Source organism: Pseudomonas sp. PA15(2017) (assembly GCF_001945395.1).
In the GTDB taxonomy this organism is placed as follows: Bacteria; Pseudomonadota; Gammaproteobacteria; order Pseudomonadales; family Pseudomonadaceae; genus Aquipseudomonas.
Genome location: NZ_MSXV01000002.1, coordinates 38,565 through 52,343, shown reverse-complemented (window position 1 = coordinate 52,343; position 13,779 = coordinate 38,565). Strand labels below are relative to the sequence as shown.

Here is a 13,779-nt window from a genome sequence, read left to right as displayed (position 1 = left end):
AGCACCCTTGATCGGGGTGCTGAAACAATGGGTAACTCGAAACCCAGTCTCCACGGCGCATCACCGTCGACCTGAAGCCTTAGAATCGCCGGCCTCCCACCCAAGCGAAATAGCGACTGACGCTGCATGAGCACTCTATCGACACCGAACACGCACTGGCGCCAGAAACTGGCCGCGCTCATGGACGGCAAGCCCGTGCAGCGCCTGATCACCGCGCTGATCCTGATCAACGCCGCGATCCTCGGCATGCTCACCGCCAAGGAGATCGTCGCCGAGTGGGGCTGGCTGCTGTTGCCAGTGGATATGTTCATCCTCGCGGTATTCGTGATCGAGCTGGCGCTACGCTTCGCCGCCCGCGGCGTCGGCCTGCTGCGTGATCCGTGGGCGGTGTTCGACTGCATCGTGGTGGGCATCGCCCTGGTGCCGGCCAGCGGGCCGTTCAGCGTGCTGCGCGCGTTGCGCGTATTGCGGGTGCTGCGCCTGGTATCGATCAACCCGAGCATGCGCAAGGTGGTGCAGGCGCTGCTCGCCTCGCTACCCGGCATGGGCAGCATCATCATGCTGATGGGGTTGATCTTCTACGTCTCGGCGGTAATGGCCACGCAGCTGTTCGGCGAGCGCTTTCCCGAATGGTTCGGCTCGCTGACCGCCAGCCTGTATTCGCTGTTCCAGATGATGACCCTGGATAGCTGGTCGAGCGGCACGGTGCGGCCGATCATGGAGGTCTATCCGCTGGCCTGGCTGTTCTTCATCCCCTATGTGCTGATCGCCACCTTCATGATGCTCAACCTGTTCATCGCAGTGATCGTCAACGCCATGCAGGACGCCCAGGGCCCGGACACCGAAGCGGAAGCGCGGGTAAAGCGCGAGGAGATGATTCTCGAGGAGTTGCAGGCGTTGCGGGCGGAGTTGGCACACATGAGGCGTGGGACTGCAGGTTAGAGCAACAGGTATACCGTTGTAGGAGGGGCCGGGCGGCGCTCCGCTTCAGCCCCGAGCGCTTTGTTTGCCTTGATAAAAAGCTCGGGGCTAACGCCCTTCCTACGAATTTGCTGAGCGGTCACTCTCGCAACTCCATAACTCCACCACCGGCTGACTCGCCGTCGGCGGCCCGAGCCACTCGCTGAAAGGTTTGCAACCCATGGCATCGCATAGCTGGTAGTCGCCCGCCTCGGGCGTACGCCCCAGGCGCAGCGGTTGCAGCGGTGGCACCTGGCGCAGGTAATGCCAGGCCCCCTCGCGCAACACGGCGCCATCCGGGATCTCCATACCGGCGCCGCTACCCCGTACCCGCGCCTCGCCGAGCAGCAGCCCGTGCGGCGTGACGCGGTAGTCCTCTTCCCAGCGGATCTTCTCGATCGTGTGGTCCCAGGCCAGGGTGAAGGACGGCACGGGCAGCGTCGCCCATACCGTCCCCGCCAGGCCCAGGCAAAGGCCGATCAAGCGGCCGCCAGCTGCGCACGACGGCGGGCACGCCATACGTGCTGGGCGATCAACAGGATGCCGAGGGCATAGCCCACTTCATCGGTCATCGGCATCGCCAAAACCAGGGTGAAGCCGGCGATCAGGGCCAGCACCCGCTCCCACCAGGCCATCGGCGCGCTGTAGTAACCGACCACCGCGATGCCCCACAACCCGACCGCGAACATCGCCTTGATCAGCACGTAAATGGTTGCCGTCCAGCCGTCGCCCTGCATCATCAGCGCCGGGTCGTAGACCGCCATGAACGGCACCACGAAGCCGGCGATCGCCACACGCACGGCGACGAAGCTGATTTTCATGCCGTTCTCCTTGGCGATCGGCGCAGCGGCGAAGCAGGCCAAGGCCACCGGCGGCGTCAGGTCAGCCATCAGGCCGAAGTAGAAGACGAACATGTGCGAGACGATCAGCGGCACGCCCAGGTCCAGCAACGCCGGCGCGGCGATGGCGCTGGTGATGATGTAGTTGGGAATGGTCGGAATGCCCATGCCCAGGATCAGGCAGGTGAGCATGGTCAGCACCAGCGACAGGAACAGGTTGTCCTGGCCGACCGCGAGGATGTAACCGGCGAAGGTGGTGGCGATACCGGTCAGCGAGACGATGCCGATGATCACCCCGACCAGGGTACAGGCAATGCCCACCGGCACCGCGTGACGAGCCCCCTCGACCAGCGCGAACACGCAGGCGCGCAGGGTGTCGCGGCCGCCCTTGATGAACCAGCAGGTGGCCACCAGCACGGCGATGACGCCGAAGATCACCCCGATGCCCAGCTGGAAGAAGCCGGCGCAGAGCACGCCCAGCGCCACCCAGAAGGCCATGCGCAACCAGAACGAGTTGAAGCGCAGGATGATCGCCGAGCCGAGAATGACGATGGCGGTCAGCGCCAACCCCACGGTGCCGGAGAACATCGGCGTGAAGCCGGAAAACAGCAGGTACACCAGCACCAGCAGGGGGATCAGCAGGAACCAGCGCTTCTTCACCGCTTCCCAGGCGCTCGGACACTGGTCTTTCGGCAGGCCCTTGAGGTTGTGCTTCATGGCTTCGAGGTGAACCATCCAGAACACCGAACCGAAGTACAGGCACGCTGGGATCAGCGCCGCCTTGGCGACCTCCACGAACGGCAGGTTGATGGTCTCGGCCATGATGAACGCCACCGCGCCCATTACCGGCGGCATGATCTGGCTGCCCATGCTCGCCGTGGCTTCGATGCCACCGGCGAAGGCCGGCTTGTAGCCGAAGCGTTTCATCAGCGGGATGGTGAATTGCCCGGTGGTGACCACGTTGGCCACGCCCGAGCCGGTGATGGTGCCCATCAGCACCGACGACACTACCGAAACCTTGGCCGGCCCGCCGGTACGGTGGCCGAACATGCCCATGGCGAAATCGGTGAACAGCTTGATCATCCCGGCTTGCTCGAGAAAGGCGCCGAACAGGATGAACAGGAAGATGTAGGTCGCCGATACGTAGGTCGGCGTGCCATAGAAGCCCTCGGTGCCGAACGCCAGCTGGTTGATGATCTGGTCGAAGCCGTAGCCGCGATGCGCCAGATCGCCCGGCATGTACTCGCCGAACAAGCCATAGGCCAGAAACAGCCCGCAGACGATGGGCAGGGCGATGCCCATTACCCGCCGTGCGGCCTCGAAGATCAGCACCATCAGGGTGATGCCGACGATCAAGTCCATGGTGTTCAAGTCGCCCGAGCGCAGGATCAGATCCGCCTCGAAGATCCACTGGTAGGCGAAGGTGCCCATGCCCGCCAGGCCCAGGGCCCAAGCCAGCGGCTGCCAGGGCCGCGCCTTGCCGTACAGCGGGTAGCACAGGTAGACCATCAGCAGCAGAAAGCCCACGTGCCCGGCGCGCAGCACCTGACTGGAGACCGGGTGAAACGCGGCGGTGATGATCTGGTAAACCGAAAACAGCAGGGCCACGTAGAACAACGTCCGCGGCCATTCGTTGGGGCTGCTGTTGAGCCCTTGGTGTTCGCTCATGAAGGTCGTGCCTCAGGCAAATTCGTAGGGTGGGTCGGGCCGCGCAGGCTGGTGTTTGGCCTGAGTGGCACAAACACCGCGATGACGAATTCGCCCTGATCCACCGGGGATGTAACGCCGGCTACCGCCTGGTGGGTTACGCGAAGCACCACGATCAGTGTCGTTTGCCACGACACGATTGGCGTCGCTAACCCACCCTAGGGGCCAACGTTTACTTGAGCACGCCAGCTTCCTTGTAGAAGCGTTCGGCGCCCGGGTGCAGCGGGATCGGCAGGCCTTCGGTAGCGGTTTCCAGCTTGATGTCCTTGGCCGCGGAGTGCGAAGTGCCGAGGCGCTCGAGGTTGTCGAACAGCAGCTTGGTCATCTGGTAGGCGACATCGTCGGAAACATCTTCATGGCTGACCAGGATGTTGATGATCGCCGCGGTCGGCACGTCCTGGGTCTGGCCGTCGTAGGTGTTGGCCGGAATCACCATCGGCTGGTAGGCACTGCTGCCGATCTTGGTGACCACGTCTTCGGGAATCGCCACGAAGGTGATTGGCACCATCGACGCCAGGTCGCGGATCGCCGCCATGCCCAGGCCGGAAGATTGCAGGGTGGCGTCCAGCTGACGGTTCTTGATCAGCTCGACCGACTCGGCGTAGGGCATGAACTCGACGCGCCCCATGTCCTTGTAGCTCAGGCCGGCAGCCTTGAAGATCGCCCGGGCGTTGAGCTCGGTGCCGGATTTCGGCGCACCGACCGAGATGCGCTTGCCCTTGAGGTCTTCCAGAGTCTTGATGCCGGACTCCTTGCTGGCGACGATCTGGATGTAGTTCGGGTAGGTAGCGGCGATGGCGCGGATCTTGGTCAGCGGCGCCTTGAAGCCGGCGTCGGCCACGCCCTTCCAGGCATCGTCCACCGAGTCGCCCAGGGCAAAGGCCAGCTCACCACGACCGGCCTGCAGCAGGTTGAGGTTTTCCACGGAAGCCTTGGTGGCCTGCACGGACGCCTTGGCGCCAGGGATGTCCTTGCCGTAGAGCTGCGACAGGGCTACGCCAATCGGGTAGTACACCCCGCTGGTGCCGCCGGTGAGCACGTTGATGAAGGTCGGTGCAGCGAGTACCGCGGTGCTGGCAGTGAAGGCTGCGGCAGCCGCGAACAGGGTGACGCGCTTGGTCAGTCGCATGGTGTTTCTCCGTGATTATTCTTGTCAGAGAGCCGGTTGTGGATTTCCGGTTACCAGCAGACATAGCAGGTGTCGTGCCATCGACGAAAAGCCGCGAGCCAGAGCGCTAGCGGGATGATGAAGGGAGCGAAAGCAGCAAAAGGTCGCCTATTGGCCAGGTGGCAATCGGCAGGATTCCGCTTATGCAAAGTGCGCGGGAATGTTCTTCAAGCGCTCGTCCAGCGCACTACATGTGGAATTGCCGATAGCGCCTCTTGCGAAGCGTCTACCGCTGACGAAGCAAGCCGCAGGCTGAGCGCCAGCCCACCACCGAGAACTGACGCCCCATCAGAAGCGGCTCAGTCCTCGTCACTGCTCCCCGCCGGCCGATAGGCACTGCGCTGCAGGCCATGGCGCTGCATCTTTTCGTTGAGGGTGCGGCGTGGCAGTTGCAGCAGCTCCATGGCCTGCAGAATGCTGCCGCGGCAGCGCAGCAGCGCGTTGTGCAGGCATTGCGCCTCGAACGCTTCCATCTGCCCGGCAAGGGACTGGGTGTCCTGCTGCGCGTCGGTATCACCGAGCCCCAGCGCGTGGCGTTCGGCGGCGTTGATCAACTCGCGCACGTTGCCCGGCCATTCGTGGCCGAGCAACGCGGCCAGCTCGGCGGGCGTCAGTGGCTCGAGGGTTCGCCCGTGGCGCTGGGCGGCTTCTTCGGCGAAGTGTTCGAAAAGCAGCGAAACGTCTTCGCGCCGCTCGCGCAGTGCCGGTATCTGCAGCGTGGCGACATTCAGCCGGTAGAACAGATCCTCGCGGAAGCGTCCGGCCTTCACTTCATCGAGCAGGTCCGGTTTCACCGCACTGATCACCCGCAGGTCGACCTGGATGCTGCGGTTGGAGCCCAGCCGCTCCAGGGTCTTTTCCTGCAGTACGCGCAGCAGCTTGACCTGTTGCGCCAGCGGCAGGCTTTCTACTTCGTCGAGAAACAGCGTGCCGCCATGGGCGTGTTCGATACGACCGACGCGCTTGTTCTGGGCGCCGGTGAAAGCACCGCTCTCATGGCCGAACAATTCGCTCTCGAACAGATGCTCGGGAATTGCCGCGCAGTTGAGCGCCACGAACGGCTTGTCGGCACGTTCGCTGAAATCGTGCAGGCAGCGTGCCACGCGCTCCTTGCCGGAGCCGGTCTCACCGCGGATCAGCACGTTGACCGAGGTACCGGCCAGGTCGAGAATCTGCCGACGCAGCCGCTCCATGGGCCGCGACACGCCGAGCAGTTGCGCAGCGATGCCGTCCTTGAGCGCGAACTGCTGGCGCAGGGCGCGGTTCTCGCAGACCAGCCGGCGCTTTTCCAGAGCACGGCGCACGGTGTCGAGCAGACGGTCCGGGGTGAAGGGTTTCTCGATGAAGTCATAGGCGCCCTGCTTGAGCGCCTGCACGGCCATCGGCACGTCGCCATGGCCGGTGATCATGATTACCGGCAGGTCGCGGTCGAGTTCGACCACCCGCTCCAGCAACTGCAGGCCATCGATGCCGGGCATGCGCACGTCGCTGATCAGCACACCGGTAAAATCGATATCGAGCAGCGCCAGCGCCTGGGCCGCCGTGGCGCAGGTCTGCACACTGAAGCCGGACAGCTCCAGCCACTGCTGCGCCGCCTCGCGGATCGCTGCTTCGTCGTCGACGACGATTACCTGACCTGCCATGAAACCTCCTTATTTTTGGAGCGAGGAGTGTAGCGCCGAGCGACTCGAGCGCGACCTGCCGGGTCGTTACACGAAATGCCAAACCCGCCCTGCTCACCCGGCGCGCGGCAGGCGCAGGATGAAGAGCGCGCCGTCCGGGCCATTGCGAGCCTCCAGGCTGCCGCCCAGGTCGCGCACGATGCCGTAGGAGATCGCCAGGCCAAGTCCCAGCCCCTCGCCCACCGGCTTGGTGGTGAAAAACGGCTCGAAAACGTTGCCCAGGTGCTCCTCGGGGATACCGCCGCCCGTGTCACTGACCTGCAGCACGCAGCTGTCGCCCTGCACTTCGATCACGGCGCCGAGCAGACGTCGCGGGCTGTCGACCATGGCGTCCAGGGCGTTGTTGAGCAGGTTGAGTACCACTTGCTCGAGGCGGATGGCATCGCCGGAGACCCGCGCCTCGCTGCGAATCTCACGGCGTAATTCGGCCTGCTCGCTGCGCAGCCGTGGCGCCAGCAGCAGCAATGCCTGTTCCAGCACGTCGCTGAGCAGCAGCCGTTCGTTGAGCCCGGCCGGGCTCTTGCGGGCAAAGGTCTTCAGGTGACTCGTCAGGCTGGCCATGCGTTGCAGCAGGCCGTCGATGCGCGTCAGGCCGGCGCGTACGTCCGCTTCGCGGCCGTTATCGAGCAGCAGACCGAGGCTGCCCAGGTGCATCTGGATGGCCGTCAGCGGCTGGTTGATCTCGTGCGCCATGGCCGCCGACATCTGCCCCAGCGCAGCCATCTTCGCCGCATGCACCAGGCCTTCCTGGGCCTCGCGCAGCTCGGCGGTACGCAGCGTTACCTCACGCTCGAGGTTCTCGCGAATGCTGGCCTGCAGGCGCTGGTTCTTGCGCCGTTGCAGCAGGAACAGCACCAGGAATACCAGGGTCAGCCATACGCCGGCGGCGGCCAGGCGATAGCTGCGCGCGGTGTCGCCCAGGCTGCTTTCCTCGATCAGCAGGTGCAGCGTCCATTGCTCGCTGCTCAGCTCTTGGCGTTGCCAGAGGTAGCTCTGTCGGCCATCGGGACCGTCGATGTTCATCCAGTCGGCATTGCCCTCGAAGTACGGGCCAGGCTCGGTGGACAGCACCTCCAACGGGCGCTCGGCATACTTGCGCACTTCCACCAGCTCGGCGTGATCCAGCTCGTCGAGCTCCTCCAGCGCCAGGAAACGCCAGGCCGGCCGGCTGCTGAGAATCACCACGCCATAGCTGTCGGCCACCAGCAGTACACCGGGCTGGCCGACCCATTCGCGCTGCAGCTCCTCGAGTTCGAGCTTGACCACCAGCACGCCGATCACCGCGCCGTTGTCGTCGTACACCGCATGGGAAAGAAAGTAGCCAGGCACGCCGGTGGTCACACCAACCGCGAAATAGCGGCCGGCGGTGCGGTGCAGGGCATCCTGGAAATAGGGGCGAAAGCCGTAGTTGCTACCGACGAAGCTGCTCCACTCGTTCCAGTTGCTGGCCGCCAGGGTATGGCCGCGGCGGTCGATCAGGTAGAGCACGCTGGCGCCAGCGGCGGTGTTGAGCATCTCGAAACGGCGATTGAGCTTGTCGCGCAGTTGCGGATCATCCGGTGCGTGCAGCAAGGCCTGGATGTCGCCGTCCATCGACAGCAGTTGCGGCACCGAGCGAAAGCGGTCGACCAGGGTCTGGATCGATTGCGCATAGAGCTGCAACTGGCCGTGGGCCTCGCTGCTGCGGTCCTCCCAGGCCCGCTGCTCGGCGTAGCGGCTGGCCAGCCACAGGCTGACGGCCAGGCCGACGATCACCAGCAACACGATGGCAACGATGCGATAGCGCAGAAACAGGGCGGTCATGCATGACTCGAATTCTTATGATGCCGGCATGTTAGCCCGAAACATGCTTGCGCCGGGAAGATGCCGCCGGCGCCAGCCCGGGTCAGGGCCGCGCCATCATCAACTCGGGCACCGCGCGACCGGCAACCAATTGCTCGTCGACCAGGCGCACCACGTCCGCCTCGCTGCGCACCTGATACCAGTGCCCCTGTGGATAAACCGTCAGGGTCGGGCCCTGATCGCAGGGGAACTGGCACTGCGTGCGAGTGATGTGCACACCGCCTTCGCACTCCAGCTTGCCGGCGGCCTTGACCTGTTCGCGCAGCTTTTTCCACAGCGGCAGCGCACCGCGCCGAGTGCAGCGCGGGCCGTTGCAGAGCAGCACGCGGTATTGGTGGGCGGGGATTTTCGACCAGGCGTGGCTGCCTGGCAGTTCCGGCACGTCGACGCAGCCGAGGTGCAATTGCGGGCGATCGATCAGCGCGCAGGCAGCGCCAGCCGCGTCGGCATCGAGCTGGCCGAACAGGCTGGTGACGAAGATGCGCTGGGGATCGGTCTTGGCCGCCAATTCACTGCGTAGCCAGTCGACATGCTGGCTGCTGCTCTGTGGCTCCAGGTCGATCACCAGGCAGGTGCCGCTGCCCTCGCCCACGCGCTGCCAGAGGCCGTCGTAGCCCGCACCGGTGTCGACGATATCGGCCAGCGCCGCTTCGCCCCGCAGCTCGACCAGCCGAGCGCGAAACAGCTCGGCGAAGGAACCGGCGAGCAGATCGGGGCCGGCGAACAATACCTGGGCATAAGGCGTGACAGTCATGGGCGGGCTCCGCAAAAAGTGCGGCAGTTTAACAGCGCTGGCGCGGACAGGTTTCGTAGCCTGGGTCGAGCGAAGCGATATCCAGGAAGGCTTCTGGATTCGCGCATCTATCGAAATGGCTCCCCGGGTTTCGCTGCGCTCTACCGCGGGCTACGGGATGGTTACCTGCAATTCTTGCCACAGGGCCTCAGGCTCGGCGAACTCACGGTCCACCGCCGGCAACGCCGGTCGCTGCAACACCAGCACCGGCACGCCACGTTCGCGGGCGACCTGCAGCTTGTACTCGGTGGCCGCGCTGCCACTGTTCTTGCTGACCAGCACGTCGCAGTTCAGCCGCGCGAACAGCGCGCGCTCGTCCTCCAGGCTGAACGGCCCGCGGGCACCGATCACCTCGGCCCGCTCACTGGCCGGCTGGCCTTGCAGGCAACGTACCGTCCAGTGCTGATGGGCGGGAATCTCGTGCAGATGCTCCAGCGGCTCGCGCCCCAAGGTGAACAGCGGGCGCCGGAAAGGCACCAGGGCGGCGATCAGCGAAGGCCAGTCGAACACCTCGCGCCAATCATCACCCGGCGATGCCGTCCAGCCCGGACGCCGTAGCGCCCAGCAGGGAACGCCGGCCTGCCGAGCAGCGCGTGCCGCGTTATGGCTGATCTGTGCGGCATAGGGGTGAGTGGCGTCGACCAGCAGCGTGATGCCTTCCCTGTGGATAAACTCGGCCAGCCCCTCGGCACCACCGAAGCCGCCGACGCGCACCTGGCAGGTCAGATCCTCGGGCACCTTGCCCAACCCGGCGAGGCTGTAGACGTGCCCAGGGCCGAGGCGACGGGCAAGATCCAGCGCTTCGCCGATCCCGCCAAGCAACAGGATGCGGCTCATCGCGGCTTGCTGACGTCGAGCAGGGTGATCGGCAGCGCGCCGCGCCAGGTGTCGAAGCCGCCCAACGGCTTGGCCTGGGCCACCTCGATGCGGGTCAGCTCGCCACCGTGTTCGCCGCGAAAGGCGATCAGCGCCGCCTCGCTCTGCAAGGTCACGGCATTGGCCACCAGCCGACCGCCGGGCTTGAGTGCCTGCCAGCAGCGCTGCAGCACGCCGGGCACGGTGACGCCGCCGCCGATAAAGATCGCATCCGGTGCAGCCAACCCGTCCAGCGCCTCGGGCGCCCGCCCGGCCACCAGTTGCAGGCTGGGTACGCCGAGGGCGTCACGGTTATGGGCGATATGTGCCTGGCGCCCTTCGTCCGACTCGATGGCGATGGCGCGGCAGCTGGGGTGGGCGCGCAGCCATTCGATACCGATGGAACCGCAGCCGGCGCCGACATCCCAGAGCAGCTCGCCCGGTGACGGTGCCAGCCGCGACAGGGTAAGGGCCCGCACATCTCGCTTGGTCAGTTGGCCGTCGTGGCGATAGGCGTCATCGGGCAGGCCGGGGGTCAACGGCAGGCAGCAGGCGCCTTCACCGGCCAGGCACTCGATGGCCACCAGATTGAGATCCGCTGCGCGCTCCAGCGACCAGCCATCGGCCAACCCATCGATGCGCCGCTCGCGCTCGCCACCCAGATGCTCGAAGACGCTAAGCCGGCTGGGGCCGAAACCCCGTTCGCGCAGCAGGTCGGCGATGGCTGCCGGGCTATCGCCATCGTTGCTCAACACCAGCAGGCGCACGCCGGCGTGGATTTGCGCCTGCAGCGCTGCCAGCGGACGGGCGACCAGCGATACGACGGCGGTGCTCTGCAGCGGCCAGCCCAGACGGGCCGCGGCCAGGGACACCGACGATGGCGCTGGCAGGATGCGCAGCTCGTCCGGCGCCAGCTCGCGGGCCAGGCTGGCGCCGACACCGAAGAACATCGGGTCACCGCTGGCCAGCACACAGACCGGCGCCCCGCGGCGCTCGAGCACCGGCGTCAGGGAAAACGGCTTCGGCCAGGGCAACCGTGCGGCGCGGATGCAATGGGGCAGCAGCGCCAGCTGGCGCTCGCTGCCGACCACCAGCTCGGCCGCCAGCAATGCATGCCGAGCCGTCTTGCCGAGGCCGGCGTAGCCATCTTCACCAATGCCCACGACGGTCAGCCAGGGTGTCATTTCTCAGTCCTCATCATTGGTAGCCAGCAGTGGATCGGTGAAATGGCCATTCGCATAATCCATAGGAGTGCCCGGGCAGCGATCCGCTTTGGCCACGAGCTTTTATCTCGGTGCAAAGAGCCCGCACCTTCAAGATCTTTTGCGCATGAAGCGGCAACTACAAGGCATGAGCAGCCATTGATGCAGTACCTGTGGGAGCGGGCCATGCCCGCGAAATCACGGGCATGGCCCGTTCCCACAAGGAGCGATCTGCCGTCAGCCAGCACCACTCAACTGCCAAAGTCGGCGAGCCTGGACTGAAAGATCGCGAACAGATTCTAAAGCGGATCACCGCTCGACTCCTCCCACGAAAGCCATCTCCACAGCGACTGCCATCACCACATCGCCGCCATGCCACTGTGCGATCCGACGACGTGGCTTTTCATCCCGGCGGGCAAAGCGGGCATAATAGCGCCTCTGTCGGTGCCCAGCGGCTACATGTGAGCCAATGCGGCCTAAGAGGGAACACGAGAAAATCTGTTCGATATCGGGCAGGTTTTCCGCCGTGGCTGCCCCCGCAACTGTTGCAGCGAGCGCCTTGCCAATCGCCACTGGGAAACCGGGAAGGCCGGCCAGGCGCCATGACCTGCGAGCCAGGAGACCTGCCGACCGATTCAGTCGCATGCGCCCACACCGGGCGGGGTGTCCCGGTGAGAGAAACTGACCTTTCTCTGGCCTATCCTCGAACGGATGCCCATGTGACCCGACTCCGGTGATCCGTTGAAACAGCCCGCTCACACGCCATCGCTATCTGTTCGTCCCTCGGCCTGCCCGGGGTTGCTGCGTATCGTGCAGGCGAAGGATGGCGGCATCTGCCGCATCAAGCTGCCCTGCGGGCGCCTCGAAGCCGAGCAGGCCGAACGCATTGCCAGAGCCGCCCAGCGCCATGCCGGCAGGGTGATCGAGGCCACCAACCGCGGCAACGTGCAGATTCGTGGCATCCGCGCCGGCTGTGAAGATGCGCTGATAAGCGAACTGCTGGACGCCGGCCTGGGCCCGCGCTCGCCCGGCGCCGATGATGTGCGCAACCTGATGGTCAGCCCGGCAGCCGGCCTCGACCCGCAGGCGCTTGTGGATATCTCGCCACTGGCCATGCAGTTGCTGGCGACCCTGGAGAACACGCCGCGCCTGCATGCACTGTCAGCGAAGTTCGCCCTGCTGCTGGACGGCGGCGAGCGCCTGGCGATGCTCGAACACCCTCACGATATCTGGCTCAGTGCCGTGCCTCTGGGAGATGGCATCGGCTACGCCTTCGGTCTGGCCGGCTGCCCGCCCACGACGGCAGACGATGCACCCGCGCTGGCTGTCGTGCCACAGGCCGCGGCCCATGAGCTGGTGATTGCCCTGCTCGAACTGTTTCTCGAGCTGGCCACACCCGAGCAGACCCGCATGCGTCATCTGCTGGAGAACCATGCGCCTGCCGAGCTGCTGCACCTGCTGCAATTGCGCCTGGGCAGCGCGCTGCTACCGGCAGGTGACTGGCACCGGGCGCCGCCGCAAGCCAATGCCCATCTCGGCATCCATGAGCAGTACCAGCCCGGTCTCGTGCATATCGGCGCCAGCCCTGCCCTTGGTCGGCTGGCGGCCGAACAACTGCTCGGCCTCGCAGCCCTCGGCCGCCGCCATGGCGATGGCAGCCTGCGCCTGACGCCTTGGCAAAGCGTGCTGCTGCCGAATATTCCCAAAGCCGCGGCCGATGAGGTTATCCACAGCCTGCAAGGGCTTGGTTTGCTGACCGATGCCGCCGCGCCGCTGGCGCGAATCATTGCCTGCACCGGCGCCAGCGGCTGCGCCAAGGGGATGGCCGACACCAAGGCCGATGCCCTGCGTCTGGCCGAACGGTTGCCCGCCGGTAGTGAACGACCGGGCATTCACCTGAGTGGCTGCAGCCGCTCCTGCGCCGCCGCCCACCGCGCACCCTTCACCCTGCTGGCCGTGGCCGAAGGTCGCTACGACCTGTTCGCCCGCCAGCCCCTCGGCAACGGCTTCGGCCAGTTGCTGGGCCATCACCTGACACCTGACGAAGCCGGCGCCTTGCTCGCCTCGCTCACCGCTACCCGGAGTTTCACCCGATGACCGATTACATCCGCGATGGTCAGGAGATCTATCGCAACTCCTTCGCCATCATCCGTGCCGAGGCCGACCTGAGCGCCATTCCGGCGGATCTGGAGAAGCTTGCGGTGCGGGTCATCCACGCCTGCGGCATGGTCGACGTGGTGCAGGATCTGCGCTTCTCGCCGGGTGCCGGCAAAGCCGGGCGTGAAGCGCTGGCCGGAGGCGCTGCGATTCTCTGTGATGCACGCATGGTCGCCGAGGGCGTGACTCGGGCACGGCTGCAGGCCGCCAACCCGGTGATCTGCACCCTCAACGATGCCGGCGTACCAGAGCTGGCCAAGCAGCTCGGCAATACCCGCTCGGCGGTGGCCCTGGAACACTGGCGCGAACATCTGGAAGGCTCCGTCGTGGTAATCGGCAATGCGCCGACCGCGCTGTTCTACCTGCTCGACATGCTCGCCGCCGGCGCACCCAAGCCGGCGCTGATCCTCGGTTTCCCGGTGGGTTTCGTCGGCGCTGCCGAATCCAAGGACCTGCTTGCCGCCACCTACGCCGAACACGGTGTGCCCTACGTGATTGTCCAGGGCCGCCGCGGCGGCAGCGCCATGGCCGCCGCGGCGATCAACGCCCTGGCCACGGAGGTCGAGTGATGAGC

Annotated in this window: 11 protein-coding genes and 1 riboswitch; of the genes, 3 read left to right on the top strand and 8 right to left on the bottom strand. The window is 65.6% G+C overall.

The window, feature by feature from the left end; all coding sequences use genetic code 11:
- Positions 1-126: 126 nt before the first annotated feature.
- A complete protein-coding gene (locus BVH03_RS00580) occupies positions 127-942 on the top strand; it encodes an ion transporter (RefSeq protein ID WP_075959376.1) in 816 nt (271 codons plus the stop codon).
- Positions 943-1,041: 99 nt separating this feature from the next.
- On the opposite strand, the gene BVH03_RS00575 is transcribed toward BVH03_RS00580, so the two are convergent.
- From BVH03_RS00575 to cbiE, 8 genes are all read right to left on the bottom strand, one after another.
- Entirely contained in the window at positions 1,042-1,443 is a 402-nt protein-coding gene (locus BVH03_RS00575; protein WP_075959375.1) for a DUF1850 domain-containing protein, read from the bottom strand.
- Entirely contained in the window at positions 1,440-3,467 is a 2,028-nt protein-coding gene (locus tag BVH03_RS00570; protein ID WP_075959374.1) for a TRAP transporter permease, read from the bottom strand. Before BVH03_RS00570 ends, BVH03_RS00575 begins: the two co-directional genes overlap by 4 nt.
- Before the next feature lie 211 nt (positions 3,468-3,678).
- Positions 3,679-4,635, bottom strand: coding sequence for a TAXI family TRAP transporter solute-binding subunit (locus tag BVH03_RS00565; protein ID WP_075959373.1), 957 nt, complete (start codon positions 4,633-4,635; stop codon positions 3,679-3,681).
- Between the two features lie 338 nt (positions 4,636-4,973).
- Positions 4,974-6,317: a sigma-54 dependent transcriptional regulator gene (locus BVH03_RS00560; RefSeq protein WP_075959372.1), complete on the bottom strand. Its 1,344-nt coding sequence runs from the start codon at positions 6,315-6,317 to the stop codon at positions 4,974-4,976.
- A 93-nt stretch (positions 6,318-6,410) separates the two neighbouring features.
- Positions 6,411-8,159, bottom strand: a complete 1,749-nt coding sequence (locus BVH03_RS00555; protein WP_075959371.1) for an ATP-binding protein — start codon at positions 8,157-8,159, stop codon at positions 6,411-6,413.
- An 82-nt stretch (positions 8,160-8,241) separates the two neighbouring features.
- Complete coding sequence (locus BVH03_RS00550; RefSeq protein ID WP_075959370.1) at positions 8,242-8,952, bottom strand: ferredoxin; 711 nt, start codon at positions 8,950-8,952, stop codon at positions 8,242-8,244.
- 150 nt (positions 8,953-9,102) lie between these two features.
- A complete protein-coding gene (locus BVH03_RS00545; RefSeq protein ID WP_075959369.1) occupies positions 9,103-9,828 on the bottom strand; it encodes a cobalt-precorrin-6A reductase in 726 nt (241 codons plus the stop codon).
- A complete protein-coding gene (gene cbiE, locus BVH03_RS00540) occupies positions 9,825-11,030 on the bottom strand; it encodes a precorrin-6y C5,15-methyltransferase (decarboxylating) subunit CbiE (RefSeq protein WP_075959368.1) in 1,206 nt (401 codons plus the stop codon). The genes BVH03_RS00545 and cbiE overlap by 4 nt, the downstream gene beginning before the upstream one ends.
- 443 nt (positions 11,031-11,473) lie before the next feature.
- Positions 11,474-11,694: riboswitch (cobalamin riboswitch) on the top strand.
- Between the two features lie 95 nt (positions 11,695-11,789).
- On the opposite strand from cbiE, the gene cobG reads away from it, so the two are divergent.
- Positions 11,790-13,145 (top strand): precorrin-3B synthase, encoded by a 1,356-nt coding sequence (gene cobG, locus BVH03_RS00535; RefSeq protein WP_075959367.1) that lies wholly within the window; start codon positions 11,790-11,792, stop codon positions 13,143-13,145.
- Positions 13,142-13,774: a precorrin-8X methylmutase gene (locus BVH03_RS00530; RefSeq protein ID WP_075959366.1), complete on the top strand. Its 633-nt coding sequence runs from the start codon at positions 13,142-13,144 to the stop codon at positions 13,772-13,774. Before cobG ends, BVH03_RS00530 begins: the two co-directional genes overlap by 4 nt.
- Positions 13,775-13,779: the final 5 nt, after the last annotated feature.